Genomic DNA, 25,315 nt, shown 5'->3' with positions numbered 1-25,315 from the left:
CGCAAGCTCCAGGTCGGCCGCGATCTCGGCCGAGGTGGGCTCGCGCGCGAGCTCGGCGCGCAGCTTCCGCTCGGAGCGGTGGATCTTGTTGAGCTTCTCGACGACGTGCACCGGCATCCGGATCGTCCGGCCCTTGTCGGCGATCGCGCGCGTGATGGCCTGACGGATCCACCACGTGGCGTACGTCGAGAACTTGTACCCGCGCCGGTACTCGAACTTGTCCACGGCCTTCATCAGGCCGATGTTGCCCTCCTGGATCAGGTCCAGGAACTGCAGGACGCGATTGGTGTACTTCTTGGCGATGGAGACCACGAGGCGCAGGTTGGCCTCGACCAGTTCCTTCTTGGCCTGCTCGGCCTGCATCTCGCCGCGATAGATCGTCTCGAGCGTGTGCCGCAGCCGCTCGGGCGTCTCCTCGAGGTCGGCCGACATCTGCTGCACGGTGGCACGCAGATCCTTCTGCTTCTTGAGGAGGACTTTCTTCTCCTCTTCCTTCAGCTTCGGCTTGCGGCCCTTGGCCGTCGGGTTGACCTGGCGCTCGATGTGGTCGGCCTCGCGCTGCAGCTTCTGCACCGCCTCGACCTGCTCCTTGATCTCCTCGATCAGGCGCCGCTTGACGGCCTCGGTGAACTCGATGCGCCGGATCGCCTTCGAGATCTGCACGCGCTTGCGCAGCATCGACCAGCGCGCCCTGCGCCACTTGCCGAGTTCCGCCTTGGTCTTGCCCTTCTTGATCGTCGCGGACTTCGCTTCGGCGGTCTTGTAGGTGGCGATCGCCTTCTTGACCGTGTCGATCTGCTTGAGGACTTCGCGGGCGCGCTCCTCGAGCCTGTCTTCGGTGACTTCCTCGTCGGTGAAGATCGCGATCTCGCGGATGGTGCGCTGGCCCGCCTTGAGCTGCTCGCCCATCTCGAGAATCTTGCGCGAGACGGTCGGCGTGCGCGAGATCGACTTGATCACCGCGAGCTTGCCGCGTTCGATGCGCTTGGCGATCTCGACTTCGCCCTCGCGCGTGAGCAGCGGCACCGTGCCCATCTCGCGCAGGTACATGCGCACCGGATCGTTGGTCTTGTCCAGCGCGCCGGGCGTGAGATCCAGCTCCGGCTCGTCGCCCGTGTCGGGGCGATCCAGCATCTTGTCCTCGCGGTACTTCTGCTCGGACTCCACAACCTCGATGCCCGCGTTGCCGAAGGTGCTGAACAGGTCCTCGAGTTCCTCGGCCGACGAGGTGATGTCGGCCGGAAGTACCTCACTGACCTCGTCGTACAGGAGATAGCCCTTCTCCTTCCCGATCGCGATCAGGTGACGCACTTCGTCGTACTTGTCTTCGATGGACACGTCGGCCTGGCCTCCCCGGCCCGCACGCGTGGCGGCGGGCCGATCTTCGATTATCACGCCAGGCTTTCGATCTGCGCCAGCAGTTCCTTCTTTCGCGTCCACAGCTCCATGATGCGCGCCGTGCTGGCCGCGCCGCCGGTGTCCTGCAGCCTGTCGATCTCCCGCTGCACGTCCCCCCGTTCGCGTTCCAGCCGCAGCACGCGTATCGCCCGCACGCACTCCTGTGGCGTCGCGACGACGCCCGCGCTCATCCTCAATCCGGTGACCCACCGGCGCTCCTCTTCTGTGAGACCGGCCAGGATCCGCGCCGGCATCTGCGCAGGATCCTGGACGTCTGTGGTGAGCACCAGACGCAACAAACGCCCGGTGCGCAAGGGCTCGAGGTCGGCATCCTCGAGCGCATCCATCGCGAGCATCGCCTCGCCGGGCGTGTTCAACACACCGACGATCAGCTCGCGCTCCGCCCGGGTCACCCCGGGCATCGACGCGCGGCGCGCGCTGTCGGGCAGTTGCTCCTGCCGCGTCACCGCCGCCTTGCGAATCTCCTGACGGACCGTGTCCTCGCCCACCTGTGCCCGGTGGGCGAGTCGATCCGCGAACTGATCCCGGGCCAATGCCTCAGGGATGCGGGCCGCCACCGCCAGCATCTCGTTGAGGAACGCCATCCGCCCGTTCGGGTCCTTCACGTCGTGCCGGCTCACGGCACGGTCCAGCACGAAATCGAGGTACGGCCTCGCTTCCTCGACCCGCGCGCGGTACGCGTCTCCGCCGGCCCGCCGCACGTACGTATCGGGGTCTTCGCCCTCCGGCAGCAGGGCCACCCCCACCTGGAAGCCTTCCGCCACCAGGAGATCGCCCGACTTGACCGCCGCGTTCTGGCCGGCCCCGTCGGCATCGAAACTCAGCACCACCTGCGACGCGAACCGCCGCAGCGTCTGTGCCTGCGCCTGCGTGAGCGCGGTGCCGCTCGACGCCACGCTGTTGGTCACCCCGCCCTGCCAGGCCTGGATGACGTCGAAGTACCCCTCCATCATGACGACGCGGCCGGCCTTCCGGATGGCGTGCTTGCTCAGGTGCAACCCGTAGAGCACGCGCCCCTTCGTGTAGAGCGGCGTTTCCGGCGAATTCAGGTACTTCGGCACCTGATCGTCGGCCATCGCCCGCCCGCCGAACGCCACCACGGACCCGCCCTCCCTGTGGATGGGGAAGAGCAGCCGGTTCCTGAACCGGTCCACCACCGACCCATCGTCTCGCTGGAAGGCGAGACCGCCGCGCACCAGTTGCGCCGGCGCGAATCCCTGCTGCCGCAGGTGTCGCACCAGCGCGTCGCGCGACGGGGGAGCGTACCCGATACCGAACGTCGCGACGGCCTCCTGCCCGACGTCGCGCCGCTGCAGGAGGTCGCGCGCCGCCGCGCCGGCCGGCGTCTCGAGCTGCGCGGCATAGAACGCCCGCGCCAGTTCGTGCGCCTTGAGCAGCGCTTCGCGCTCGGCTTCCTCCGCCTGCGCCTCGGGCGACGTCGGGGCTTCGGGGAGCGTGATCCCGAAGCGCGCCGCCACCCGCTTCACCGCGTCCTGGAACCCCACGCCCTCCTGGAGCTCCACGAACTTGAAGACGTCTCCGCCCTGCCCGCACCCGAAGCAGTGGAAGAAACCCTTGTCGCGGTTCACGGTGAACGACGGCGTGCGCTCCCCATGAAACGGACACAACCCCTTGTACGTCGTCCCCGCCTTCTTGAGGGGCACGTACTCCTGAATCACCGCCACGATGTCGGCGGCGTGCCGGACCTGATCGACCAGTTCCCGCCCGTAACGCACGTGGCCGACCTAGTCCCGCAGTTCGACGAGCGTCACCGCCGCACCACCCATGTCGTGCGGTGCCGGCGCGGCACGCAGGACGAGCGGATGCGCGGCGAGATATCCACTCAACGCCTGCCGCAGCCTGCCCGTTCCGTGGCCGTGGATCACGCGCACGCTGCGCAGGTCCTGCACCGCCGCCTCGTCGAGGAACTTGTCCGCGCGGTCGATGGCCTCGTCGACGGTGCAACCGATCACGTTCAGGTCTGCGCCGTTGACGTGTTCGCCGCGATCGGCCAGCGTGACGCGCACGTTGGGCGCCGCCTGCTGGGTCGAGCCCCCGATCCTGCGCAGATCCGCCACTTTCACGCGCATCCGCTTGCCGTTCACGTCCACCTCGGCGTCGGCACCGGCGATGCGCTGCACCACGCCGCCAAGGCGCAGCACGCCGACTTCCACGCGATCCCCCACCTTTGCCGGTTCATGTGACGCTCCCGCGCCAGTTCCGGGCAGGTCTGCCTCTGGGGCCGGCACAGCCCTGCCGGCGCCCTCGCGGACACGCCCGGCGATGGCATCGAGCGCGGCCTGGGAAGAGGAGCGGAGCTCGCCCGTGACACCCGTGGGCAGTGCGGCAATCCGCTTCTGCTGCTGCTTTTCGAGGACGGCGGCCTGCTGGCGGAGGTCGGCCACCACCTTGTCGACCTCGGCCCTGGCATCGCGGAGCTGCTCGTTCAGCCGCTGTTCGAGCTTACGCGTGAACTGGGCTTCGCGTTCACGCAGCGCCTCCTCGCGCGCGCGCAACTGGCGCTCCGCGGCCTCCGCCTGCACGCGAGCCTGGCTCGTGAGTCGCCGCTCGTGGTCGAGCGCCTGCAATTCGCGGTCGAGCTTCGCCATCTGCTCGGAGACGCGGACTTCCGTGTCCGTGCGCCAGGCGTGCGCGGCGTCGAGGACGGCGCGCGGCAGGCCCAGCCGCGCCGCGATCTCGAAGGCCAGACTCCCGCCCGGCGACCCGTAAATCAGTCTGTACGTCGGCGCGAACGTCCCGGGTTCGAAGCCGAACGCTGCACACGTGACGCCCGGCGTGCTCGTGGCGTACGACTTGATCGTCTCGTAGTGCGTGGTCGCCACGACCACCGCGCCGCGCTGGCGGAAGTGGTCGATCACGGCCACGCCGAGCGCGCCGCCTTCCACGGGATCGGTCCCGTTGCCGACCTCGTCGAGCAGCACGAGCGCCGGGAGCCGCAGCGCCTCGTCCATCGCCACGATGCTCGTCATGTGCCACGAGAACGTGCTCAGGTTGGCGGCGATCGACTGCTCGTCGCCGATGTCGGCAAACACGCTGCGGAACACGGGCAGCCGCGATCCGGCTTCGGCAGGCACGAACAGACCCGCCTGGGCCATCAGCACCAGCAGTCCCGCCGTCTTGAGCGCCACGGTCTTGCCGCCGGTGTTCGGCCCCGTGATGACCAGCGCCTTCGCGGGCGGGACCACCAGCAGGTCGCTCGCCACCGGCTCCTTCTCACGCGGCACGCGCACGCCAGCCTCGGGCTTGCCCTCCGTAGCGACGGGATGCGTCATCGTCGCGAAGGAGGGCACGCGCCGGGCGACGGCCGGAATCAGCAGGGGATGCCGCGCGTGGCGCAGCTCCAGCCGTCCGTCGTGCGACAGCGCCGGCCTGACGCCGTTGAACGACATGGAGAACCGGGCCTTCGCCTGAATTTCGTCGAGTGCCGTTGCGGCGTCGAGCGTGGCGTGCAGGTCGACGGCCCGTGCGCGGTACCCGTCGGTCAGGCCGAGCAGGATCCGGTGTACCTCCTCCGCTTCCTGCTCCTCCAGCGCGACGATGTCGTTGTTGACGTCGACGGTGCTGAGCGGTTCGAGGTAGAGGCTGGCGCCGCTGGCCGACGCGCCGTGGACCAGCCCGGGGATCGCCCCGCGGTGCTCCGCGCGCACGACGATGACGAAGCGGCCGTTGCGCTCGGTGATGACCTGGTCCTGCAGGTACTTGGCCGTGTCCCTGCCGCGCAGGTACGACTCCAGCGTGCCGCGCAGGCGCTGGCGCTGTTTGCGCAGCTTGTCGCGCAGGTGCGCCAGGGCAGGACTGGCCTCGTCAACGACCTCGCCGTGCTGGCTGATGGCCTTGCGCACGCGGGCGTTCTCGTCGGTGAATCGCGAGGCGCGCCTGGCGACGGCCGCCAGGGCCGGCAATCGCGTGGCGGCACGTTCGACGAGCGCTGCCGAGCGGTCCACCGAATCGAAGAAGTCCGCGAGCGCCAGCAGGCGAAGGGGTTCGAGCGGCGCGCCCGCAACGGCAAGCCCGTCGATGGCGCCCTGGACCGTCTCGTTGCCCCTGAGCGGCAGCGTCTGGTGGTCCTGCAGCAGGAGAATGGCCTCGCCCGTGAGGTCGAGGGCCTCCGCCACGCGGACCGGTTCGGTGGACGGCGTCAGGCGTTCCAGACGCGCGGCGCCGAATGGCGTGACGGCGTACGAACGCACCACTGCCGCGATCTGGTCGAACTCGAGTGCGCGGAGTGTGGTGGCCTGCATGGCTGGTGAGCGTCCGCTCGACAGGTCCGGGCGGCGCGGACGGAACCTCGTAGTTTAGCATGGGCAGTCACACAACGCAGACCGACCCCATCGACGGGTAGGGCCGGCTCTCCGAGCCCGGCGCCCGGGTTGCCGGTTGCCGGTTGCCGGTTGCCGGTTGCCGGTTGCCGGTTGCCGGTTGCCTGCGATATCCTGTTCACTTTCGTGTGCCTCGCCGAGGTCATCAGTGGCGGGTGCGCGGAGTCTGGCCGACCATGACACTCACTGAACTGGCGATCCTTGCGGCGTACTTCTTCGTCCTGAGCATCCTGGCGTTTTACGGCTGGCACCGGTACGTGATGGTGTACTGGTACAAGCGGTATGCCGACCACGTGCCCGGACCGCTGCCGCAACTGGATCCGCTCCCGGTCGTCACGATCCAGCTCCCGATCTTCAACGAGATGTACGTGGTGGACCGCCTCATCGACGCGGTCTGCCGCATGGACTACCCGCGGGAGCTGATGGAGATCCAGGTGCTCGACGACTCGACGGACGAGACCGTCGACGTTGCCGCACTGGCCGTCCGCCGCTGGAAGAACCAGGGCTTCAACATCACCTACCTGCACCGCACCGACCGCACGGGCTTCAAGGCCGGCGCGCTCGAGGCGGGGATGCAGGTGGCCGACGGTCGCTTCATCGCGATCTTCGACGCCGACTTCGTGCCGCCCGCCGACTTCCTCCGCCGCGCGCTGCCGCAGTTCGCCGACCCGCAGGTGGGCATGGTGCAGGCCCGCTGGGGCCACATCAACGCCGACTACTCCACGCTCACGCGCATCCAGGCGATCATGCTCGACGGGCACTTCGTGCTCGAGCACGGTAGCCGCAACCGCGCGGGCTGCTTCTTCAACTTCAACGGCACGGCAGGCATCTGGCGCCGCGACGCGATCGAGCAGTCGGGCGGCTGGCAGCACGACACGCTGACAGAGGACCTCGACCTCAGCTACCGCGCGCAGCTGCGCGGCTGGCGCTTCGTGTTCATGGAGGACGTCATCACGCCGGCGGAACTGCCGGTGGAGATGAACAGCTTCAAGTCGCAGCAGCACCGCTGGGCGAAGGGCTCCGTGCAGACGGCGCTCAAGCTCCTGCCGCAGATCCTCGCCGCCGACCTGCCCTTCCGCGTCAAGGCCGAGGCGTTCTTCCACCTCACCGCCAACTTCAACTACCTGTTGATGGTGGCGCTGTGCGTGCTGATGTTCCCGTCCATGTACGTGCGCTACAACATGGGCTGGTCGGAGATGCTGCTCATCGACATCCCGCTGTTCTTCGCGGCGACGTTCTCGGTGGTCAACTTCTACGCGTTCTCGCAGATGCAGGCGTATCCGCAGACCTGGACCGAACGCATCAAGTACCTGCCGCTGCTGATGGCGGTGGGCATCGGCCTGTCGATCAACAACACGCGCGCGGTGATCGAAGCGATCGCCGGCCGCCAGACCGAGTTCGTCCGCACGCCCAAGCACGGCGTCGAACGCACGGGCGACGACTGGGCCGGCAAGAAGTACCACCAGATGATGCTGTGGCAACCCCTCGCCGAAGTGGCGCTGGGCCTGTACTTCACGTTCACTGTCGTCTACGCCCTCGTCAACGGCATCTACGGCACGCTGCCGTTCCTCGTCCTGTTCCAGGTCGGCTTCCTGTACCCGGGCCTCACGTCGCTGTTCCAGCAGTTCGGCGGCGACGAGGCCGTGCTCAGCACGCAGATCGCGGGCGAGTAACGTGTCCGGCCTCCAGGACGTTGTCGCCACATCGTCGGCCATCTGTTTCATCGATGGCGATCGCGGGATCCTGTCGTACTGCGGGTACGACATCCACGACCTCGCGCAGTCGGCGACGTTCGAGGAGATCTGCTTCCTGCTGTGGCACCGGCGGCTGCCGAATCGAGCGGAGCTCGGCGACCTGCACTCGCAGCTCGCGGCCTCGCGCGCGCTGCCGGAGGGTGTCGTCCGCCTGATGCGGAGCCTGCCGCCGGGCGACGGGATGGACGCGCTGCGGACGCTGACGTCGGCGCTGTCGCACTACGACGCCGACGCGTCCGACAACAGTCCCGCGGCCAACTACAGGAAGGCCGTGCGCCTCACGGCGCAGATGGGCACGCTCGTGGCCAGCTACGGCCGGATGATCCAGGGCGGCGGACTCATCGCGCCGGATCCGGCGCTCGGCCAGGCGGCCAACTTCCTCTACATGCTGAAGGGCGAGCGGCCCGACGCGACGTCCGTGCGCGCGTTCGACATCGGCCTGATCCTGCACGCGGACCACGAGCTGAACGCGTCGACGTTCGCCGCACGCGTGTGCGCGGCCACGCTCAGTGACGTCCATTCCGCCATCGTCGCGGGCATCGGCACGCTGAAGGGGCCGCTGCACGGTGGCGCGAACGCCGAGGTCATGAAGATGCTGCTCGACCTCGGCGAGGGTGCATCTGACGAGCGCGCCGAGGAATACGTGCGCGCCAAGCTCGCGCGCAAGGAGAAGATCTCCGGCTTCGGACACCGCGTGTACCGCACCGAGGACCCGCGCGCCACCCACTTGCGACGCATGTCGAAGGAGCTAGGCGAGCGCGCCGGCCACCCGCGCTGGTTCCAGCTCTCCCAGCGGATCGAGCAGGTGGTGACGGGCGAGAAGAAGCTGTTCCCGAACGTCGACTTCTACTCGGCGTCCACGTACTACACCATGGGCATCCCCATGGATCTCTACACGCCGATTTTCGCGGTCAGCCGCGTGTCCGGCTGGACGGCCCACGTGCTGGAACAGCTGGCGAACAACCGCCTGATCCGCCCCCGCGCCGACTACATCGGCCCGCCGTACCCGCAGCCGTTCATTCCACGCGATGAGCGGTAGAGACGCGTTGCGTCCGGGCAGCGGGCACCTCCAGTTCTACCTGCACGCGCCGCTCTATCTCGCCGCCGGCTCGACCCTGACGGGCGCATGGCGACCGGGCTTTCACGCTGGCGTGGGGTAACGCCTACGACCCGCGTGGGTCGTGGAGTCTCGTGGTGCTCGCCGGACTGCCCGTGATCGGCACGGTGGGGCGTGCTCGGGACTACGCGTCGAACCAGGCGGCCGATGGCGCGACGCGATACGTGGTGGCTGTCGACACGGCTCGCCATCTCATGGCCAGCGGCGCGAAACGGGCACGCTTCCACTTCAGCGCCGTCACGTGGTTGCAGGCCGCGGGAATCGTCCTGCACGCGTATCGCGAGGGACTCGACGTCACCGTGGACGACCCCTGGGTCCCGATGTTCGGCGCTCCGTTCGTGTCTCGAGGCGGGGAAGACGTGGTCCTGGAGGTCACCACGACCTGCGGCGACAGCGACCGCATCGTCGCCCGGCGTGATGCCCTCTGCGTCTACGAACGGCCCCGTCCGTGAAGGCCGGGCCCGGAGGGCCGGCCCTACCGAAATGCCGCGATGCCGGGAATGCCGGTCCGCGCCTGTGCCGTAGGGCGGCCCTTGCGGCCGCCCGTCGGAACGGGCACCCACAAGGGGTGCCCCTACAACCCGACCCGATACCAGCCTGCCGCGCCAAAGCGCCGCAGGCGCCAAGGCGGGTGCCGGGTTGCCGGTTGCCGGTTGCCGGTTGCCGGTTGCCGGTTGCCGACACGGTACAATGAAGGGCTTTTCATGGACCCGCGCTTCATTCGCAACTTTTCCATCATCGCGCACATCGACCACGGCAAGTCGACGTTGGCCGATCGTTTCCTCGAGCTCACCGGCGCCCTGCAGGCGCGGGAGATGGAGGCCCAGGTGCTCGACAGCATGGACCTCGAGCGCGAGCGCGGCATCACCATCAAGGCGCACTCGGTGCGCCTTGACTACACGGCGCTCGACGGCCAGCCGTACGTCCTCAACCTGATCGACACGCCCGGGCACGTCGACTTCTCGTACGAGGTCACGCGGTCGCTGTCTGCCTGCGAGGGCGCACTGCTGCTGGTGGACGCGTCGCAGGGCGTGCAGGCGCAGACGCTCGCCAACGCGTACCTCGCGGCCGGCAACAACCTCGAGATCATCCCGGTCATCAACAAGATCGACCTGCCCGGTGCCATGCCCGACGAGGCCCGCCGGCAGATCGAGGAGATCATCGGGCTCGACGCCGAAGGCGCCATCCTCGCGAGCGCCAAGGAAGGCGTGGGCGTTCGCGACATCCTCGAAGCCGTCGTCGCGCGCCTCCCGCCGCCGTCGGGCAGCGCCGACGCGCCGCTCAAGGCCCTCATCTACGACTCCTGGTACGACGCCTATCGCGGCGTGATCGTCCAGATCCGCGTCATCGACGGCAGCATCCGCGCCGGCATGAAGGTGACGATGATGATCAACGGCCAGTCGTACGACATCGACCAGGTCGGCATCTTCTCGCCCAAGCCGCAGCCGGTCGAGAGCCTCGGCGTGGGCGAGGTCGGCTTCGTGATCGCCAACATCAAGCGCCTGGGCGACGCGCAGATCGGCGACACGATCACGAGCGCCGCGCATCCGACCGCCGAACCGTTCCCGGGCTTCCAGGAGATGAAGCCGATGGTGTTCGCCGGGCTCTATCCGGTGGAGGGCCATCAGTACCCGGAACTGCGCGACGCGCTCGAGAAGCTGAAGCTGAACGACGCGGCGTTCGCGTTCGAACCCGAGACGTCGGCGGCACTCGGCTTCGGGTTCCGCTGCGGCTTCCTCGGTCTCCTGCACATGGAGATCGTGCAGGAGCGTCTCGAGCGCGAGTTCGACGTCGACCTCGTGACGACGGCGCCGGGCGTGCTCTATCGCGTGACGACCACCGACGGCGAGGTCCACGAGGTGGACAACCCGTCGAAGCTGCCCGACGCGGGCCGTGTCTCGCGGTTCGAAGAGCCGATCATCACGGCGACGATCATCACGCCGGCCGAGTACGTGGGCGGCATCCTGCAGTTGTGCCAGGAGAAGCGCGGCTCGCAGAAGAACATCGAGTACATGACGTCGGGCCGCGTCGTGATCACCTACGAACTGCCGTTCAACGAGGTCGTGCTCGACTTCTACGATCGGCTGAAGACGGTGTCGCGCGGCTACGCGTCGCTCGACTATCACGTCACGGGCTACTGGGACTCGCCGCTCGTCAAGCTCGACATCCTCGTCAACGGCGAGCCCGTGGACGCGCTCTCGATCATCGTGCACCGCGACACGGCGTACGCGCGCGGGCGCCTGCTGGCCGCGAAGATGCGCGAGCTCATCCCGCGCCAGATGTTCGAGGTGGCGATCCAGGCGGCGATCGGCGGGCGCATCATCGCGCGCGAGTCGGTGAAGGCGATCCGCAAGAACGTGCTCGCCAAGTGCTACGGCGGCGACATCTCGCGCAAGCGGAAGCTCCTCGAGAAGCAGAAGGAAGGCAAGAAGCGGATGAAGCGCGTCGGCCGCGTGGAGATCCCGCAGGAGGCCTTCCTCGCAGTCCTGAAAGTGGGCACTGACGCATGAACGCAGCCGGCACGCCGAAGTCCACGGCCCGCGAGTACTTCGAATCCATCGTCATCGCCGTCATCCTGGCGCTGTTCGTGCGGACGTGGTGCTTCCAGGCGTTCAAGATCCCCAGCGGGTCGATGGAGAACAACCTCCTCATCGGCGATCACCTGGTGGTGAACAAGTTCCTGTTCGCGCCGGCGGGGTTCGAGAAGGCGCTGCTGCCGATCCGCGAGTACCGGCGCGGCGACGTCGTGGTCTTCAAGTCTCCGGAGGATCCGGAGCGCGACTTCATCAAGCGCGTGATCGGCCTGCCCGGCGAGACGCTCGAGATGCGGCACAAGAAGATCTTCATCAACGGCACGCCCATCGAGGAGCCGTACGCGCACTTCCGCCTCGCGCCGCGCGCCGACGGCGAGACGACGGCGTTCGACAAGCTGGAGAACTACGGCCCTGTCACGGTGCCCGCCGGGCACCTGTTCGCGATGGGCGACAACCGCGACAACTCGCAGGACAGCCGGTACTGGGGTTTCCTGCCGCAGTCATACGTGAAGGGCCGCGCGCTGGTGGTCTACTGGTCGTTCGAGAGCGAGGCCGCCGACTACGAGCGTCCGGGTCTCGAACAGCTCTTCTCGAGCGTGACGGGGTTTGTCACCAAGACCCGCTGGTCGCGGATGGGCAAGCAGATTCACTAGAATCCGTTGAACCGCTCGGGCCTTCCTTCGACGTCGACGATGAAGTCGTAGGGATAGAAGCGGGCTGGCAGGTACTCGAGCTGGGCCGTCCATGCCGTGGTGACGAAGGCACGGTTCGCTTCGAGTTTCACCGCGATGTCCTTCGCGCCGATCGGCACCTGGTGTTCGGTGGCCAGCTGCACCACGCGATCGCGCAGTTCCTCGGACGTCCGTCGTCCGGGGTAGCTGGCCACTTCGGTCACGGCGTCCTTGAACTGGACGTAGTGCCAGAACACCGGCACCACCTTGACCGCCGCGTGGACGATCACGGCCAGGACAACGAGCCGGAGCAGGTTGCGGATCATCGCCGGCGATCAGCCCAGCATGGCGGTCTCGCCGCCCTGAGCGCGTGGCACGTCGACGCTCTGCTCGTTGACGCGCGGACGCAGCATCCGCACCTTGTCGTCGCGCGACTCCTGCGTGCGCACGAACTCCAGCGCGTAGGTCAGCGACGCGATCGACTGCTCCAGCGTGCCTTCCACGTCGCGCTTGCGCAGGCGCATCTCGCTCACGGCGTGTTCCAGCTCGTCGAGGCGCGCGTTGGCCTTCTGCAGCAGGAGGTCCACGCGGGCCTGCGCGTCCTTCAGCATCGCGTCAGCGCGCAGTTGCGCATCGGCGTAGGTGGCGTCGGCGCGGAGTTGCGCGTCGGTGATGAGCGCCTGTGCGCGCGTCTCGGCGTCGGCCAGCGTGGCCTGCGACCGGAGCAGCGCATCGCGCGTGGTGGCGTCGGCGCGGCCGTCGGCTTCGCGCGTGACCGCCTGGGCGTGGGCCTCTGCCTCGCGCAACGTCGCCGCGGCGCGCGTCGCGGCGTCGGACGTGAGGGCGAGGCTGCGGACTTCGGCCGTGCTCGAGAGCGTGTGGGCTCTGGCTTCCGCCTCGCTCGCCAGCGTCGTCGACCGCAGTTCGGCGTCCTTGAGCATGGCCGCGGAACGTGTGTCGGCGTCGCGGAGGAGCACTTCGGCTTCCTTGCCCGCGTTCTCGCGAATCTGGTCGGCCACCCGCTGGGCGGTGAGCAGCGTGTTGCGGAGGTTCGTCTCGCGTTCGCGATGCTCGCCGAGTTGCGTCTCGGCCGTCTGCAGGTCCTGTCTCAGCCTGTCGATCTCCCGCAGCGCCGCCTCGTAGTCGTCGGCAGCGTCGGTGAGAAGGGCACGCACCTCGTCTCTGTCGAACCCGCGAAGGCTCGTCGAGAGGTGTGTCTGGCGCAGATCGAGTGGGGTCACTTTCATGGGCCTGGACTCCTGCATGGCACTTGCACGGGAAGCACATACCGTACCACGTCGGTTTTATCAGCATTTCCGGCCTGGAACTGTAGGCCGTCTCGCCGGCGCCCTCCGGCCGATGACGATTCTCCGACCAACGATGACGGAAACACAGCCCGGCAACCGGCAACGGGCAACTGGCAAACCGTGCGGACATTCGGGCACCAGCTACCCCGTCACGCACCGGTCTGTACAGGCTTTGCGGCATCGACCGGTTGCCGGTTGCCGATTGCCCGTTGCCGGTCTAGTACACTCTTCTGTCGGACGGGTTGCTCGTCCTCCGGAGGAGTTCCAATGTCAGCATTCACGTTCGGCGCACGCATCGTCGGGGCTGCCGCGCTCGCAGTCGCACTCATCGTGGCAGGCGTTCCCGCCTCCGCGCAGACGACAGGACAGGTCAAGGGCAAGGTCGTCGACGGCAAGGGGCAACCGGTCGACAAGGCCGCGGTGACCATCGAGTTCAAGGGCGGCGTCAACCTGACGCGTGAGGTCAAGACCAACAAGAAGGGCGAGTTCATCCAGGTCGGCCTCCAGCCCGGGCCGTACCTGATCACGATCAAGCACGAGAAGGGTGTCGCGGAGGACCAGGTGCAGGTTGGCCTCGGAAGCAGCGCCGAGCTCAATTTCACCGTCACGCCCCCCGCCACCGGGATGTCTCCCGAGGAGACGGCGTTCCGCAAGCTGTTCGACGAGGGCGTGCAGGCGTCGGGCGCGAAGGATCACGACGGTGCGATCGCCAAGTTCACCGAGGCCGCGGGCATGCAGGCCGACTGCTACGCCTGCTACGTGAACCTCGGCGCCGCGCACTACGAGAAGAAGGAACTCGACAAGGCGGAAGCGGCGTTCAAGAAGGCCGCCGAACTCCGTCCTGACGAGTCCCAGCCGGTCCGGATGCTCGCCGATCTGTACAACGCGACTGGCAGGCGCGAGGAAGCCGCGGCGATGGCCACCAAGGCGGCGGCGCTGGGTGCGGCGTCCGGCGGCGGATCCGCGCAGGACAGCTACAACCAGGGCGTGATCCTGTGGAACGCGGGCAAGATCGCCGAGGCCAAGGCGCAGTTCGAGGCCTCCATCAAGGCCGACCCGAACTACGCCGAGGCCAACTACTGGCTCGGGATGGCCAACCTCAATGGCGGCAACATGCCGGAGGCCATCAAGTACTTCGAGAACTACCTGAAGCTGGCGCCCAGCGGCGCGAACGCTGCGCAGGCCAAGGGTGTGCTCGACTCCATCAAGCCGAAGGAGTGAGCACGCACGCGCCGGACTCCGGGCTGGCCGAGCGGCTCGCCGCCATCCGGCAGCGTGTGGCCAGCGCCGCCAGCAGGAGCGGACGGCCCGCCGAGGCCGTCCGTCTGGTGGCTGTCAGCAAGACGTTCGGCGCGGACATGGTCCGCGCCGCGTTTGCCGCCGGTCAGATCGACTTCGGTGAGAATCGCGTGCAGGAAGCGCTCGCCAAACAGGCCGAGACGGCAGACCTGCCGATCCGCTGGCATCTCATCGGTCCCCTTCAGTCCAACAAGGCCAACAAGGTCCCCGGCGCGTTCGCGTCCGTGCAGTCGGTGCACGATGCCGATCTGCTGACGCGCCTGTCGCGCGCCGCCACGGCGAAGGGCGTCGTGCTGCCCGTGCTGATTCAGGTCGACCTGGCGCACGAGGCGACCAAGTCTGGTCTCGACGAGGCAGACCTGCGCACCACGCTCGCGCACGCGCGTACGCTCGACGGTGTCCGTGTGGAGGGGCTGATGCTCCTGCCGCCGTACGCGGCCAATCCGGAAGACGTTCGCCCCTGGTTCCGGCGACTGCGCACCCTGCGCGACACACTGCTCGCCGAAGGCACCCCGCCGCACCAATTGCGCGAGCTCTCGATGGGGATGTCGCATGACTTCGACGTCGCCATCGAGGAAGGTGCGACGATGGTCCGCGTCGGCTCCGCGATCTTCGGCCAGAGGTAGGACAGGCTCGCCGAGCCCGGCCGGTCCCGCGGTGCTACCCTCTGCGGTCATGCGCAAGTCCGTGATCGTCTGGGCGTGGGTCGGGCTGGTGGCCGTGGCCGGGTGTCGCGAGGCGGTGTCGCGTGGCGACGCTGGGCAGACGATCGCGCAGCGTGAGCTGGCGGCACTACTCGAACGCGAGTGGGAGTGGCGGCTGCGCGAATCGCCGCAGATGGCCACCGCCGTCGGCGAGCATCGCTACGACGATCAGTTGTCACGTGAGTCGATCGCCGACGAGGAGCGGCGTGCGGCAGACACGCGGGAATTCCTCGATGCGCTCGGAGGCGTCCACCGCGACGCACTGCCGGCCGCCGATCGCGTCACCATCGACATGCTGCGCGCGGAGCTCGAGGATCGGCTTGCGGCCTTCAGGTTCCGCGAGTACCTCGTGCCGATCAACGCGGACTCCGGGTTCCATTCCAGCTTCGCGTTGCTGCCGCAGGCGACGCGCTTCGCCGACGCGCGCGACTACGACAACTACATCGCCCGCCTGCGCGCATTCCCGCGCTACGTGGACGAGCACATCGTGCGCATGCGCGAAGGCCTGAAGGCCGGCATCACCGTTCCGAAGGTGGCACTGGCCGGCGTCGACACGGCGATCGGCCCGCTGATGCCCGCCGATCCGACGGCGAGTCCGTTGTTCGCACCGTTCAGGACATTGCCGTCGACGCTCGGCGAGGCAGACCGTACGCGCCTCGATGCCGAAGGCCGCGCCGCGATCGCCGAAGCCGTCACGCCGGCGTACGCACGCTTTCGCGACTTCCTGAGCGCGGAGTACATCCCGGGTGCGCGCGAGTCGATCGCCGCCAGCACGCTGCCCGACGGCGCCGCCTACTATCAGCACCTCGTCACGCGCTTCACGACGCTGCCGCTCACCGCCGACGAGGTCCACGAGATCGGCCTTGCCGAAGTGGCGAAGATCCGCGCCGAGATGGACACCGTGATGCGCAGTACGGGCTTCACCGGCGACTTCTCGGCATTCCTCACGATGCTGCGGACAGACCGGCGGTTCTATCCGAAGACCGGCGAGGAACTCCTGAAGGAGGGCTCGTGGATCGCCAAGCGCATGGACGCAAGGCTGCCGTCGCTGTTCGGACGCCTTCCGCGTCAGCCCTACGGCGTGGCGCCGGTGCCCGACTATCTCGCGCCGAAGTACACGGCGGGCAGGTACAGCGGCAATCCGCCAGACGGTACCGAGCCCGGCTACTACTGGCTCAACACGTACGCGCTCGAGACGCGTCCGCTCTACAACCTCGAAGCGCTCACGCTGCACGAGGCGGTGCCCGGCCATCACCTGCAGATCGCGCTCGCCAACGAGGCGACGGACATGCCTGCCTTCCGGCGCTACAGCTACATCTCCGCGTTCGGCGAAGGCTGGGGACTCTACTCCGAGTGGCTCGGCATCGAGGCGGGCTTCTACACCGATCCCTACAGCAACTTCGGACGCCTCACGTACGCGATGTGGCGCGCGGCGCGCCTCGTCGTCGACACGGGGTTGCACGTGAAGGGCTGGACGCGCCAGCAGGCGATCGACTACCTGGCGGCCAACACGGCACTCTCGCTGCACGAGTGCACCACCGAGACCGATCGCTACATCTCGTGGCCGGGACAGGCGCTGTCCTACAAGATCGGCGAGCTCAAGATCCGCGAACTGCGCGCGCGCGCCGAGGAGGCACTCGGTCCGGCGTTCGATCGCCGGCGCTTCCACGATGCGGTGCTCGCCAACGGATCCGTGCCACTGCCGGTCCTCGAACAGGAAATCGACGCGTTCATCGCGCGCGAGCGCGAAGTGGCCGAGAGCGCGCAGCCGACCGCGCGACAGTGACGCCCACGGTCACGTAAGCGTCTGCTGATTGTTCGCGAAGAAGCGGGGCACGTCTTCGGGACGTCGCGTCACAGGGGCCGGGGGCAGCGCGTTCAGGAACCTGCGGCCGTAGCCCATCGACTGCAGCCGAGGGTCGAGCAGCGCGATGACGCCGCGATCCTGGCGGTGGCGGATGAGGCGTCCCACACCCTGCAGCAGCGTGAGAATCGCCAGCGGCACCTGGAAGCCGGCAAACGCGTCGATCCCGCGGCGCTGGAGCGACTCGATCCGCGCGGCGACGACGGGGTCGCCTGGTGAGGCGAACGGAATCCTGTCGATCACCACGCAGCTCAACGCCTCGCCCACGACGTCGACGCCCTGCCAGAAACTCGACGTGCCGAACAGCACCGCGTTCGGCGTGCGGCGGAACTGCTCGATCAGCACTCCCCGCGGCATCGTCCCCTGCACGAGCATGGGGTAGGGCAGTCGCGTGGACAGGCGCGCGTGCGCGTCGCGCAGCGCGGCGTAGCTCGTGAAGAGCAGGAACGCGCGGCCCTCGCTTGCCGTCAGCAGCCGCGCCGCCTCGTCGGCGAACGCCTCGCCATACGCCGGCGTGCGAGGGTCTGGCATGCGTCGCGGGAGATAGACGAGCGCCTGCGTGCGGTAGTCGAACTCCGACGGCACGCGCACCTCGAGCGATTCGCCCACGCCGAGCCTGGCGCGCATGTACGCAAACGATCCTCCGATCGACAGGGTGGCCGACGTCAGCACGAGCGACGGCAGCTTGTCGATGAGCACGTCGCGGATGATGTGCGAGACGTCGATGGGGGCTGCGCGCAGCGCCACATGGCGTCCGCGGATCTCGAGGAAGTAGACGTACTCCTCCTGCTCGGCGCGCAGCAGGAACCGCAGGTCGTCGCGCAGCTCGCCCGCACGCCTGGCGATCGAGCGGAGATCCTCCGGCGCGTCCTTGATCAGCGTGAGCGATTCCTCGAGTGACGTGAGTGCGTCGATGAGCTGCAGGCCGCTCTCGCCGGCGGCTTCTGCCAGCACGTCGCCGGTGACGCGCAGGCGCTCGTCCAAGAGCGTGCTGCCCTGGTCACCCGACTGCCGCACGCCCGGCCGACGTGTCTGCAGGTCGAGGAAGAACGCGCGTGACGACACGCTGAGTGCTTCGATCGCGCGCGCGACCGCTTCGGCCTCCTCGCGCGGCACGAACAGCGGCGACGTCCTGATCGCCGCCGCGTCGGCGAACAGCTGCTCCACGCGATAGCTGCTGACGCTCAGCCCGAAGTACTGCGTGGCCACGTCTTCGAGCTGGTGCGCCTCGTCGACGATGCCCACCTGGCATTCGGGGATCACCGCGCCGAACGAGTGGCGACGCACGGCGGCGTCGGCGCACAGCAGGTGATGGTTCACGATGACGAGGTCGGCGTCGGCGGCCTCCTGCCGCATGCGCGTCACGAAGCAGTCACTGAAGCGCGGACAGTCGGATCCGAGGCAGTTCTCGGTCGTCGCGGAGATGCCATGCCAGAAGGGCAGTTCTTCCGGCAGATCGGCCAGCTCCGCGCGATCCCCTGTCTGCGTGCGCGGCGCCCAGTGCTCGATCAGCGTCATCGCGACGCGCGTCTCATCGTCGCGCGGCCTGTCGTCGTGCAGGGTCTGCTCGAAGCGATGGAGGCACAGGTAGTTGCCACGCCCCTTCATGCACGCGGCACGAAACGGCCCGAGCGCGCGCTGGAGGATCGGCACGTCCTTGTCGATCAGTTGCTGCTGGAGATTGCGCGTGCCGGTGGACACCAGCACCTTCCGGCCCGAGAGCAGGGCCGGCACGAGATACGCGAGCGTCTTGCCGGTGCCCGTCCCGGCTTCCGCCATGAGCACGCCGCCGTCGGAGACGACGCGGGCCACGGCGTCCGCCATCTGCTGCTGGCTCTGGCGCGGCTCGAACCCGTCGAGCACCGACGCCAGCGCGCCCCCGCTGCCGAGGACGCGCCGTACGCCGTCGATCAGGCCGGGGGCGGATACAGCGGGAACTCCCGGCACAGTTCTTCCACCTGGCCCTTGACCGAGGCCAGCACCGCCGTGTCGTCTGGAGCGCGCAGCGCCTCGGAGATGAGGTCGGCGATGCGATCCATCTCGGCCTCCGTCATCCCGCGCGTGGTGACGGCGGGCGTGCCAATCCTGATGCCCGACGCGACCATCGGCGGATTCTTGTCGAACGGGATCGCGTTCTTGTTGACGGTGATGCCGGCATGTCCGAGCGCGGCTTCCGCCTGCTTGCCGGTGATGCCCTTCGAGAACACGTCGACAAGCATCAGGTGGTTGTCGGTACCGCCGCTCACGAGCCGGAACCCCTCGTCGTGCAGCGACTGCGCCAGCCGGCGCGCGTTGGCGGCCACCTGCGCCTGATACGCGCGGAAGTTGGGCTCGAGCGCTTCGCGGAAGCACACCGCCTTGGCCGCGATGATGTGCATCAGCGGTCCGCCCTGCACGCCGGGGAACACCGAGCGATCGATGTCCTTCGCGTACTCGGCGCGTGACAGGATGAGACCGCCACGCGGCCCACGCAGCGTCTTGTGCGTGGTGGTGGTGACGTAGTCGCTGTGCGGCACCGGACTCGGGTGGACGCCGCCCGCCACGAGACCGGCGATGTGCGCCATGTCGGTGAGCATGCGCGCGCCGGTGTCTCGCGCCACCTTCCCGATGCGTTCGAAATCGATGACGCGTGGATACGCGCTCGCGCCGACGACGATCAGCTTCGGCTTGTGCTCGTGCGCGAGCCGCTCCAGTTCGTCGTAGTCGAGGCGCTCATCCTCCTGGCGCACGCCGTACGGGACGACCTTGTACAGCTTGCCGGAGAAGTTGAGCGGATGTCCGTGCGTGAGGTGCCCGCCGTGCGCCAGGTTCATGCCGAGGATGGTGTCGCCCGGCTGCAGGTACGACAGCATCACGGCCATGTTGGCCTGCGCGCCCGAGTGCGGCTGCACGTTGGCATGCTCGGCGCCGAACAGCGCGCCCGCGCGCTGGAGCGCCAGCGTTTCGGCGACATCGACGAACTCGCATCCGCCGTAGTACCGCTTGCCGGGGTATCCCTCGGCGTACTTGTTGGTCATCACCGAGCCGGCGGCGGCCATCACGGCGGCGCTCGCGAAGTTCTCCGAGGCGATGAGCTCGAGGCCGAGGTTCTGGCGCGTGGTTTCGTCGGCGATCGCCTTGGCGACGTCGGGATCGACATCGGCCAGCGTGCGAAGGATGTGGGGCGTGGCGTGATACATGACGGTGGGCGGCGCGATGGTCAGGCGCGAACGGGATCGTGCGCAATCGCGGCGATCTTCTCGACGCGGCGTTGGTGGCGACCGCCGGCGAACGGCGTGTCGAGGAACGTGTCGACGATGGCGAGCGCCGCGTCTTTCGCGACGACGCGCGCGCCGAGCGCGAGGATGTTGGCGTCGTTGTGTTCGCGCGCGAGCCGTGCCGTCTCGACGTCCTGCACGGGCGCCGCGCGCACGCCATCGACCTTGTTGGCCGCGATGGCCATGCCGATGCCGGTGCCGCAGACGAGGATGCCGCGGTCGGCGTCGCCCGTTGCGACGGCGCGGGCGACGATGGTGGCGTAGTCGGGATAGTCGACCGACTCGGTGCCGTTGGTGCCGGCGTCCGTCACCGCGATCCCGCGTGAATCGAGCAGGTTCCGGATCGCGTCCTTGAGCGCGACGCCCGCATGATCGGCCCCGAGCGCCACGCGCATAGACTGCGGATTGTACTATACGGATCCCGCCCGTTTCCGGCCGGTTCTCTCCATGTCAGCTCCAGACGCCTCTCCTCGTCCGCCCACCGCCGTGATCGCCCGCAAGGGTATCGATCGCGTGCGTGGCGGGCATCCGTGGATCTACCGCTCCGACGTCACCGAACTGCACGCAGGTCCAGGCGACGTGGTCGACGTGCGCGACGGCCGCGGCGCGCTGCTCGGCCGCGCGCTGTCGTCGGATCGCTCGCAGATCACGCTGCGCATGCTCACGCGCGACGCGACGCCCGTCGATCGCGACTTCTGGCGCGAGCGCCTGCGCGCGGCGATCGCCGTTCGCGAGCGGCTTGCCTTCGACGCCACGGCGATGCGGCTCGTCCACGGCGAAGCCGATCTCCTGCCCTCCCTCATCGTCGACCGCTATGGCGATGTGCTCGTGGTGCAGACGCTGTCGCAGGGCACGCACGCACACGCCGTACTGATCGTCGAGCTGCTTGTCGAACTGCTGCAGCCGCGTGGTGTGCTGCTGCGCAACGACCCGAAGGTGCGCGAGCTCGAGGGGCTGCCGCGCGAGGTCGTGCTGGCGTGGGGCGACGTGCCAGCGCAGGTCGAAGTGCGGGAGGGCCCCGTGCGCTACCTGGTGGATCCGTGGAAGGGACAGAAGACGGGGCTCTTCCTGGACCAGAGCGAGAACCATGCGGCAGCTGCGGCTTACGCGACGGGACGTGCGCTCGACGCGTTCAGCTACCACGGCGGCTTCGCGCTGCGCATGGCGCCGCACGCGGAACACGTGCTGGCGCTCGACGCGTCGGCAGACGCCGTGGCGACGATCGCCGCCAACGCCGGACGGCAGGACCTGCGCAACGTCGAGGCGCGGGAAGCGAACGTGTTCGATGCGCTGCGCGAGTTCGAGCGCGGCGACGAGCGTTTCGACACGATCGTGCTCGACCCACCTGCGTTCGCCAAGCACAAGGGCGCCGTGGCGAAGGCGATCAGCGGCTACAAGGAGATCAACCTCCGCGCACTCCGGCTGCTGAAACCGGGCGGTCATCTCATGACCTGTACGTGTTCTGCCCATGTAGACGAGGGGATGTTCGGCGGCATCATCCTGTCTGCCGCCACAGACGCGCAGATCCCCGTCATCGTCGTCGAGAAGCGCATGCAGGCCCGCGATCACCCGGTGCTGCTCGGCGTGCCAGAGACCTATTACCTGAAGTGCTTCGTCCTCCGACGCGTGTGAATCAGGGACGGCCCTTCGCCAGGGGTTGAAACCCCTGGCCTCCATACCCAGCAAGTGCGTGCCTCTATACCCCGCAAATGCGGGCCTTTGCATGCCACGAAGCCGGCGACCGAGGAGCCATATGGAGCGAACGGGTTTTAACCCGTTCGTCTGCTACGGCTTTTCCGGCCACGCGTGCTTCGGGTAGCGGCCTCGCAGCTCCTTCCTCACGTCGGCGTACGTCGTCGTCCAGAAGCTTCGGAGGTCCTGCGTCGTCTGGACGGGGCGGCCGTTGGGGGCGAGCAGTTCGACGATGAGGGGGATGCGACGGGGGCCGATGCGGGGCGTGTCTGTCTGGCCGAACAGTTCCTGCAGCTTCACCGCCGCCCGCACGGTGCCGTCATCGCGGTACTGGAGCGCAGTGGTCCTGCCGCTCGGCAGCGTCAGCCGCAGCGGCGCATCTGTCAGCAGACGCTGACGGATATCCCACGGCAGCGCGTTCGCGATGTCGATGTCGTCGAGCGATGTCGCCGACGCCGCGGCAGTCGCGAGCCATGAATCGACATCCATCTCCACGCCGCAGAAGGCCAGGCGTGCGAGGAGTTGCCGTTCGCCCGGCGTCCTGTTGGCGCGCATCCATGCCTCGACGAGCACGGCCTTGTCGTCTGACGCGAGCGTATCGGGCTGCTCGTTGAGCGTCAGCGCGCCGTACTGCGTGAGCCGCGTGGCGCGCAGGCGGCCGCGATCGTCGACAGCCACGCGCCGCTCGACGTGCGTGGGCGTGAGCCAGTCACGCTCGACTCCGCTCGCGAGTCGCACGATGGGTTCACGGCCATCCACGCCCTGCATGTCGAGCGCGACCAGGTACATCGCGTTGCGCACGCCGCTCGTCGTAGCGAGACGTGCCCCGGTACTCGTGGCGAGCAGCAGCGCGTCGCCGTGTGCCACACGCCGCTGCGCCACGCGATCGGGGAATCCGGCGAGGACGGCACGCCCGAGCGCCTGCTCGTCGAGGTCCGTGCGCGCTGCGGCAGCCGGGAGCGTCTCGTTCACCGCACGCCGCAACGCATCTGCCGCGCGGTGCAGATGCGGGAGACCGCGTGCGACCGGCAGCAGCGACCACACGTCGGAGTCGGTCGTGGTGCCGTCAGGCGCCGGCGCGCGTCCTTCGCCGAGCAACGAGGCCATGAGACAGGCATCGGGATGTCCGCCGGCTTCCACGACCATGCGCGCGAGCCGCGGTGGCACCGGCAGACGCGCGACGAGACGGCCGATCGACGTCAGGCCGTTGTCGTCGATCGCGCCGAGCCGCCGCAGCAGTGCGCGGGCGTCGGCCTGGCGCGACTCGGCTGGCGGATCGAACCAGTCGAACGCCGCCTCGTCGCCGCCCCACAGTCGAATGGACAACAGCACCGGCGCGAGATCGATGCGCGCGACGTCGGGCTCGCGTGTGGTGCGCAGCGTCTCGCGCGGCGACCAGAGACGAATCGCCAGTCCCGGTCCGAGCCGTGCCGCGCGCCCCGCCCGTTGATCGGCGGCGTCGGCCGACACGCGTTCGGTCTGCAGGGTGTCGATCGCGCGTGCGGCGTCGTAGCGCGCCACCTTCTGCCATCCGCTGTCGATCACGGTGCGTACGTGCGGCACCGTCACCGACGTCTCGGCGATGTTTGTCGCGAGAATCACGCGACGTTCGGACGAGGGCGTCAGGGCCTCGTCCTGTGCTTCGGGGGGCAACGATCCGTGCAGCGCGAGCACGCGCACGCCCTGTGCCCGAGCGACTGATGCGACAGCGCTCGCTTCCCGATCGATCTCGCGCGCGCCGGGGAGGAAGCACAGCACATCGCCCGTGCGTTCCTGGAGCGCGCGCGCGACGACCGATGCGAGCGGTGCGTCGGGTTCGTAGGCGACGGTGAGTGGGTGCGGATCTCCGGACACCGACACGACGGGGCAGTCGTCGAGGAATCGCGACACAGGCCCCGGGTCGATGGTGGCCGACATCACCAGGATCCGCAGATCGTCGCGCGCGAGCCACGCCTGGCGTGCCATCGCGAGACCCAGGTCGGCGTGGACGCTCCGCTCGTGGAACTCGTCGAGGACCACCGTGCTGACGTTACTCAGCAGTGGGTCCTGCTCGAGCCGTGCGGTGAGGATGCCTTCGGTGGCGAAGATGACGCGCGTGTCGGCGGAGAAGCGTCGCTCGAAGCGCACGTGCCAGCCGACCTCGCGCCCGATCGTCCAGCCCTGTTCCTCCGCCACGCGCCGCGCAAGCGCCCGCGCCGCCGCCCGCCGCGGCTGCAGCACCAGCACGCGCCCCTCGTCGACGAGTGCCGGCGGCACCCGCGTCGTCTTGCCCGCCCCAGGCGTGGCGACCAGCACCGCCGCCCGGTGCGCCTGGAGCGCCGCCCGCAGCGGCGCGAGCGCGGAGTCGACGGGCAGTGGAGTCTTCAGGGCTGTTCTGGAGACTTCACGCGATGAATGTTCAGCGCGCACAAATCATTCTGGCCGACGCCGCACAAGACAGACCATGACAGATCCGACGACACCGACCTGATCGTCCGATGCACGATGTCGCGCGCACGTTCGCTGGTAGCGTCAACGGCCGTCCATCCACCGCGCGTCGGAATCATACCAGGTCGGATCTCCTTGCCTGACGCAGCGTTGATGCCATCGAGCAGTCGCGTCATCACCTCGAACAGCGGACGCTCGGGAATCTGCGCGGACATCATGGCGTCCAGTGGCGCCATGTACGGCTCGGTCACACCATCGCGGCCTGGTCGCGCCACGGGGACGACATGGTACGCACCATGGGAGGTGTCAACGCGGAACTGCGCGAACTCTCCGGAGAGATTCATCTGCGCGACCGTTGCTTCGAGGACTTCACCCACCTGGCCAGCCGTGGATCTGGAATGAGGGGTGTACGTGACTACCAGCGAACCATGTCGTTGTTCCAGAACGCGGCCCGTCGCGGGAGCACTTCTGGCGACGGACTCTGTTACGTCGACGATATTCTTTCCGTAGACGTACGGCACGTCTTCGTATGTCACGACGTAGCCGAAGCGCCGCTCTATCTGCCGGACCGCCTCATAGAGCGGTCGTGGATGATCCTCTACCCACACCTCGACCGCCGTTGGCGGGTTCTGCGCGTAGCTGCTGGCGGCGGCAAGGGCCACAACAAGAATCCACCCATTCCGTGCGTTCGACATTGACATGGTACGCTCCTATCATTCAAGGCCGTCGGTTTGTCAACGGTCAGGCACGAGCGAGTCCGTGCACTGCAATACGTTACTCCAGAGCAACTACTCAACTAATAGTTCTGCCTCTTCCGGGATCAGCGTGGGTAGAGGTCCAATCCCCCGCAATGGAAGTAGATCGCGGTGGTGAAGTGATCGGGGTTACGGAAGCCACCGGCCTTGCGCTTGATGCTCATGATCTTGCTGT

General features: G+C 68.1%; 19 protein-coding genes. 9 read left to right on the top strand and 10 right to left on the bottom strand.

What is annotated here, in order from left to right; genetic code table 11:
• The 3 genes from IT182_18075 to IT182_18065 form a co-directional block, all read right to left on the bottom strand.
• A partial coding sequence (locus IT182_18075) for a sigma-70 family RNA polymerase sigma factor (GenBank protein ID MCC6165257.1) occupies positions 1-1,395 on the bottom strand: 1,395 nt, incomplete at its 3' end.
• The gene (locus IT182_18070; protein MCC6165256.1) at positions 1,392-3,155 is read right to left on the bottom strand and encodes a DNA primase; all 1,764 of its coding nucleotides are present in this window, start codon (positions 3,153-3,155) and stop codon (positions 1,392-1,394) included. The genes IT182_18075 and IT182_18070, both read right to left, overlap by 4 nt.
• Before the next feature lie 9 nt (positions 3,156-3,164).
• Positions 3,165-5,681, bottom strand: coding sequence for a Smr/MutS family protein (locus IT182_18065; protein MCC6165255.1), 2,517 nt, complete (start codon positions 5,679-5,681; stop codon positions 3,165-3,167).
• Positions 5,682-5,935: 254 nt separating this feature from the next.
• Between IT182_18065 and IT182_18060 the strand changes: the two genes are divergently transcribed.
• The 5 genes from IT182_18060 to lepB all read left to right on the top strand — a co-directional run bounded on the left by IT182_18060 (position 5,936) and on the right by lepB (position 11,817).
• Positions 5,936-7,432 (top strand): glycosyltransferase family 2 protein, encoded by a 1,497-nt coding sequence (locus IT182_18060; GenBank protein ID MCC6165254.1) that lies wholly within the window; start codon positions 5,936-5,938, stop codon positions 7,430-7,432.
• A 1-nt stretch (position 7,433) separates the two neighbouring features.
• A complete protein-coding gene (locus IT182_18055; GenBank protein MCC6165253.1) occupies positions 7,434-8,552 on the top strand; it encodes a citrate synthase in 1,119 nt (372 codons plus the stop codon).
• 155 nt (positions 8,553-8,707) lie between these two features.
• Positions 8,708-9,082, top strand: a complete 375-nt coding sequence (locus IT182_18050; protein ID MCC6165252.1) for a hypothetical protein — start codon at positions 8,708-8,710, stop codon at positions 9,080-9,082.
• Positions 9,083-9,334: 252 nt separating this feature from the next.
• Positions 9,335-11,140, top strand: coding sequence for an elongation factor 4 (gene lepA / locus IT182_18045; GenBank protein MCC6165251.1), 1,806 nt, complete (start codon positions 9,335-9,337; stop codon positions 11,138-11,140).
• Entirely contained in the window at positions 11,137-11,817 is a 681-nt protein-coding gene (gene lepB, locus IT182_18040) for a signal peptidase I (protein MCC6165250.1), read from the top strand. Before lepA ends, lepB begins: the two co-directional genes overlap by 4 nt.
• Here the strand turns inward: lepB and IT182_18035 are convergent.
• Both IT182_18035 and IT182_18030 read right to left on the bottom strand, forming a co-directional pair.
• Positions 11,814-12,161, bottom strand: coding sequence for a hypothetical protein (locus tag IT182_18035; protein MCC6165249.1), 348 nt, complete (start codon positions 12,159-12,161; stop codon positions 11,814-11,816). The two genes, lepB and IT182_18035, sit on opposite strands and share 4 nt — an antisense overlap.
• Positions 12,162-12,170: 9 nt before the next feature.
• On the bottom strand, positions 12,171-13,082 hold the full coding sequence (locus IT182_18030) for a DivIVA domain-containing protein (protein ID MCC6165248.1): 912 nt from the start codon (positions 13,080-13,082) through the stop codon (positions 12,171-12,173).
• A 327-nt stretch (positions 13,083-13,409) separates the two neighbouring features.
• Here IT182_18030 and IT182_18025 point away from each other — a divergent pair, with 327 nt between their 5' ends.
• Genes IT182_18025 through IT182_18015 form a run of 3 tightly spaced genes read left to right on the top strand, consistent with a single transcriptional unit; the run spans position 13,410 to position 16,931 of the window.
• Positions 13,410-14,363 carry a tetratricopeptide repeat protein gene (locus IT182_18025; GenBank protein ID MCC6165247.1) on the top strand — a complete coding sequence of 318 codons (954 nt, stop codon included), beginning with the start codon at positions 13,410-13,412 and terminating at the stop codon, positions 14,361-14,363.
• A complete protein-coding gene (locus tag IT182_18020; protein ID MCC6165246.1) occupies positions 14,360-15,067 on the top strand; it encodes a YggS family pyridoxal phosphate-dependent enzyme in 708 nt (235 codons plus the stop codon). The genes IT182_18025 and IT182_18020 overlap by 4 nt, the downstream gene beginning before the upstream one ends.
• Positions 15,068-15,116: 49 nt before the next feature.
• Positions 15,117-16,931 (top strand): DUF885 domain-containing protein, encoded by a 1,815-nt coding sequence (locus IT182_18015; protein ID MCC6165245.1) that lies wholly within the window; start codon positions 15,117-15,119, stop codon positions 16,929-16,931.
• A gap of 9 nt (positions 16,932-16,940) precedes the next feature.
• On the opposite strand, the gene IT182_18010 is transcribed toward IT182_18015, so the two are convergent.
• The 3 genes from IT182_18010 to rpiB are packed head-to-tail and all read right to left on the bottom strand — an operon-like array spanning position 16,941 to position 20,661.
• Positions 16,941-18,956, bottom strand: coding sequence for an ATP-dependent DNA helicase (locus IT182_18010; GenBank protein MCC6165244.1), 2,016 nt, complete (start codon positions 18,954-18,956; stop codon positions 16,941-16,943).
• The gene (locus IT182_18005) at positions 18,920-20,188 is read right to left on the bottom strand and encodes a serine hydroxymethyltransferase (protein MCC6165243.1); all 1,269 of its coding nucleotides are present in this window, start codon (positions 20,186-20,188) and stop codon (positions 18,920-18,922) included. Before IT182_18005 ends, IT182_18010 begins: the two co-directional genes overlap by 37 nt.
• A 20-nt stretch (positions 20,189-20,208) precedes the next feature.
• Complete coding sequence (rpiB, locus tag IT182_18000; protein MCC6165242.1) at positions 20,209-20,661, bottom strand: ribose 5-phosphate isomerase B; 453 nt, start codon at positions 20,659-20,661, stop codon at positions 20,209-20,211.
• A gap of 52 nt (positions 20,662-20,713) precedes the next feature.
• Between rpiB and IT182_17995 the strand changes: the two genes are divergently transcribed.
• The gene (locus tag IT182_17995) at positions 20,714-21,898 is read left to right on the top strand and encodes a class I SAM-dependent rRNA methyltransferase (GenBank protein MCC6165241.1); all 1,185 of its coding nucleotides are present in this window, start codon (positions 20,714-20,716) and stop codon (positions 21,896-21,898) included.
• 153 nt (positions 21,899-22,051) lie between these two features.
• On the opposite strand, the gene hrpB is transcribed toward IT182_17995, so the two are convergent.
• On the bottom strand, positions 22,052-24,367 hold the full coding sequence (hrpB, locus tag IT182_17990) for an ATP-dependent helicase HrpB (GenBank protein ID MCC6165240.1): 2,316 nt from the start codon (positions 24,365-24,367) through the stop codon (positions 22,052-22,054).
• Positions 24,322-25,080 (bottom strand): hypothetical protein, encoded by a 759-nt coding sequence (locus IT182_17985; GenBank protein MCC6165239.1) that lies wholly within the window; start codon positions 25,078-25,080, stop codon positions 24,322-24,324. The genes hrpB and IT182_17985 overlap by 46 nt, the downstream gene beginning before the upstream one ends.
• Positions 25,081-25,315 lie beyond the last annotated feature (235 nt).

The sequence above is a fragment of the Acidobacteriota bacterium genome, assembly GCA_020845575.1.
GTDB lineage: Bacteria > Acidobacteriota > Vicinamibacteria > Vicinamibacterales > Vicinamibacteraceae > Luteitalea.
Note: the sequence above shows the minus strand (reverse complement) of the source record. Positions and strands in the feature narration are given on the sequence as shown.

What these genes read in the sequence shown, in the direction of transcription:
- IT182_18065 (MCC6165255.1), bottom strand. Translation starts at nt 5,681, where the DNA reads ATGCAGGCCACCACACTCCGCGCACTCGAGTTCGACCAGATCGCGGCA.
- IT182_18060 (MCC6165254.1), top strand. Translation starts at nt 5,936, where the DNA reads ATGACACTCACTGAACTGGCGATCCTTGCGGCGTACTTCTTCGTCCTG.
- lepA (MCC6165251.1), top strand. Translation starts at nt 9,335, where the DNA reads ATGGACCCGCGCTTCATTCGCAACTTTTCCATCATCGCGCACATCGAC.
- lepB (MCC6165250.1), top strand. Translation starts at nt 11,137, where the DNA reads ATGAACGCAGCCGGCACGCCGAAGTCCACGGCCCGCGAGTACTTCGAA.
- IT182_18035 (MCC6165249.1), bottom strand. Translation starts at nt 12,161, where the DNA reads ATGATCCGCAACCTGCTCCGGCTCGTTGTCCTGGCCGTGATCGTCCAC.
- IT182_18030 (MCC6165248.1), bottom strand. Translation starts at nt 13,082, where the DNA reads ATGAAAGTGACCCCACTCGATCTGCGCCAGACACACCTCTCGACGAGC.
- IT182_18025 (MCC6165247.1), top strand. Translation starts at nt 13,410, where the DNA reads ATGTCAGCATTCACGTTCGGCGCACGCATCGTCGGGGCTGCCGCGCTC.
- IT182_18015 (MCC6165245.1), top strand. Translation starts at nt 15,117, where the DNA reads ATGCGCAAGTCCGTGATCGTCTGGGCGTGGGTCGGGCTGGTGGCCGTG.
- IT182_18005 (MCC6165243.1), bottom strand. Translation starts at nt 20,188, where the DNA reads ATGTATCACGCCACGCCCCACATCCTTCGCACGCTGGCCGATGTCGAT.
- rpiB (MCC6165242.1), bottom strand. Translation starts at nt 20,661, where the DNA reads ATGCGCGTGGCGCTCGGGGCCGATCATGCGGGCGTCGCGCTCAAGGAC.
- IT182_17995 (MCC6165241.1), top strand. Translation starts at nt 20,714, where the DNA reads ATGTCAGCTCCAGACGCCTCTCCTCGTCCGCCCACCGCCGTGATCGCC.
- IT182_17985 (MCC6165239.1), bottom strand. Translation starts at nt 25,080, where the DNA reads ATGTCGAACGCACGGAATGGGTGGATTCTTGTTGTGGCCCTTGCCGCC.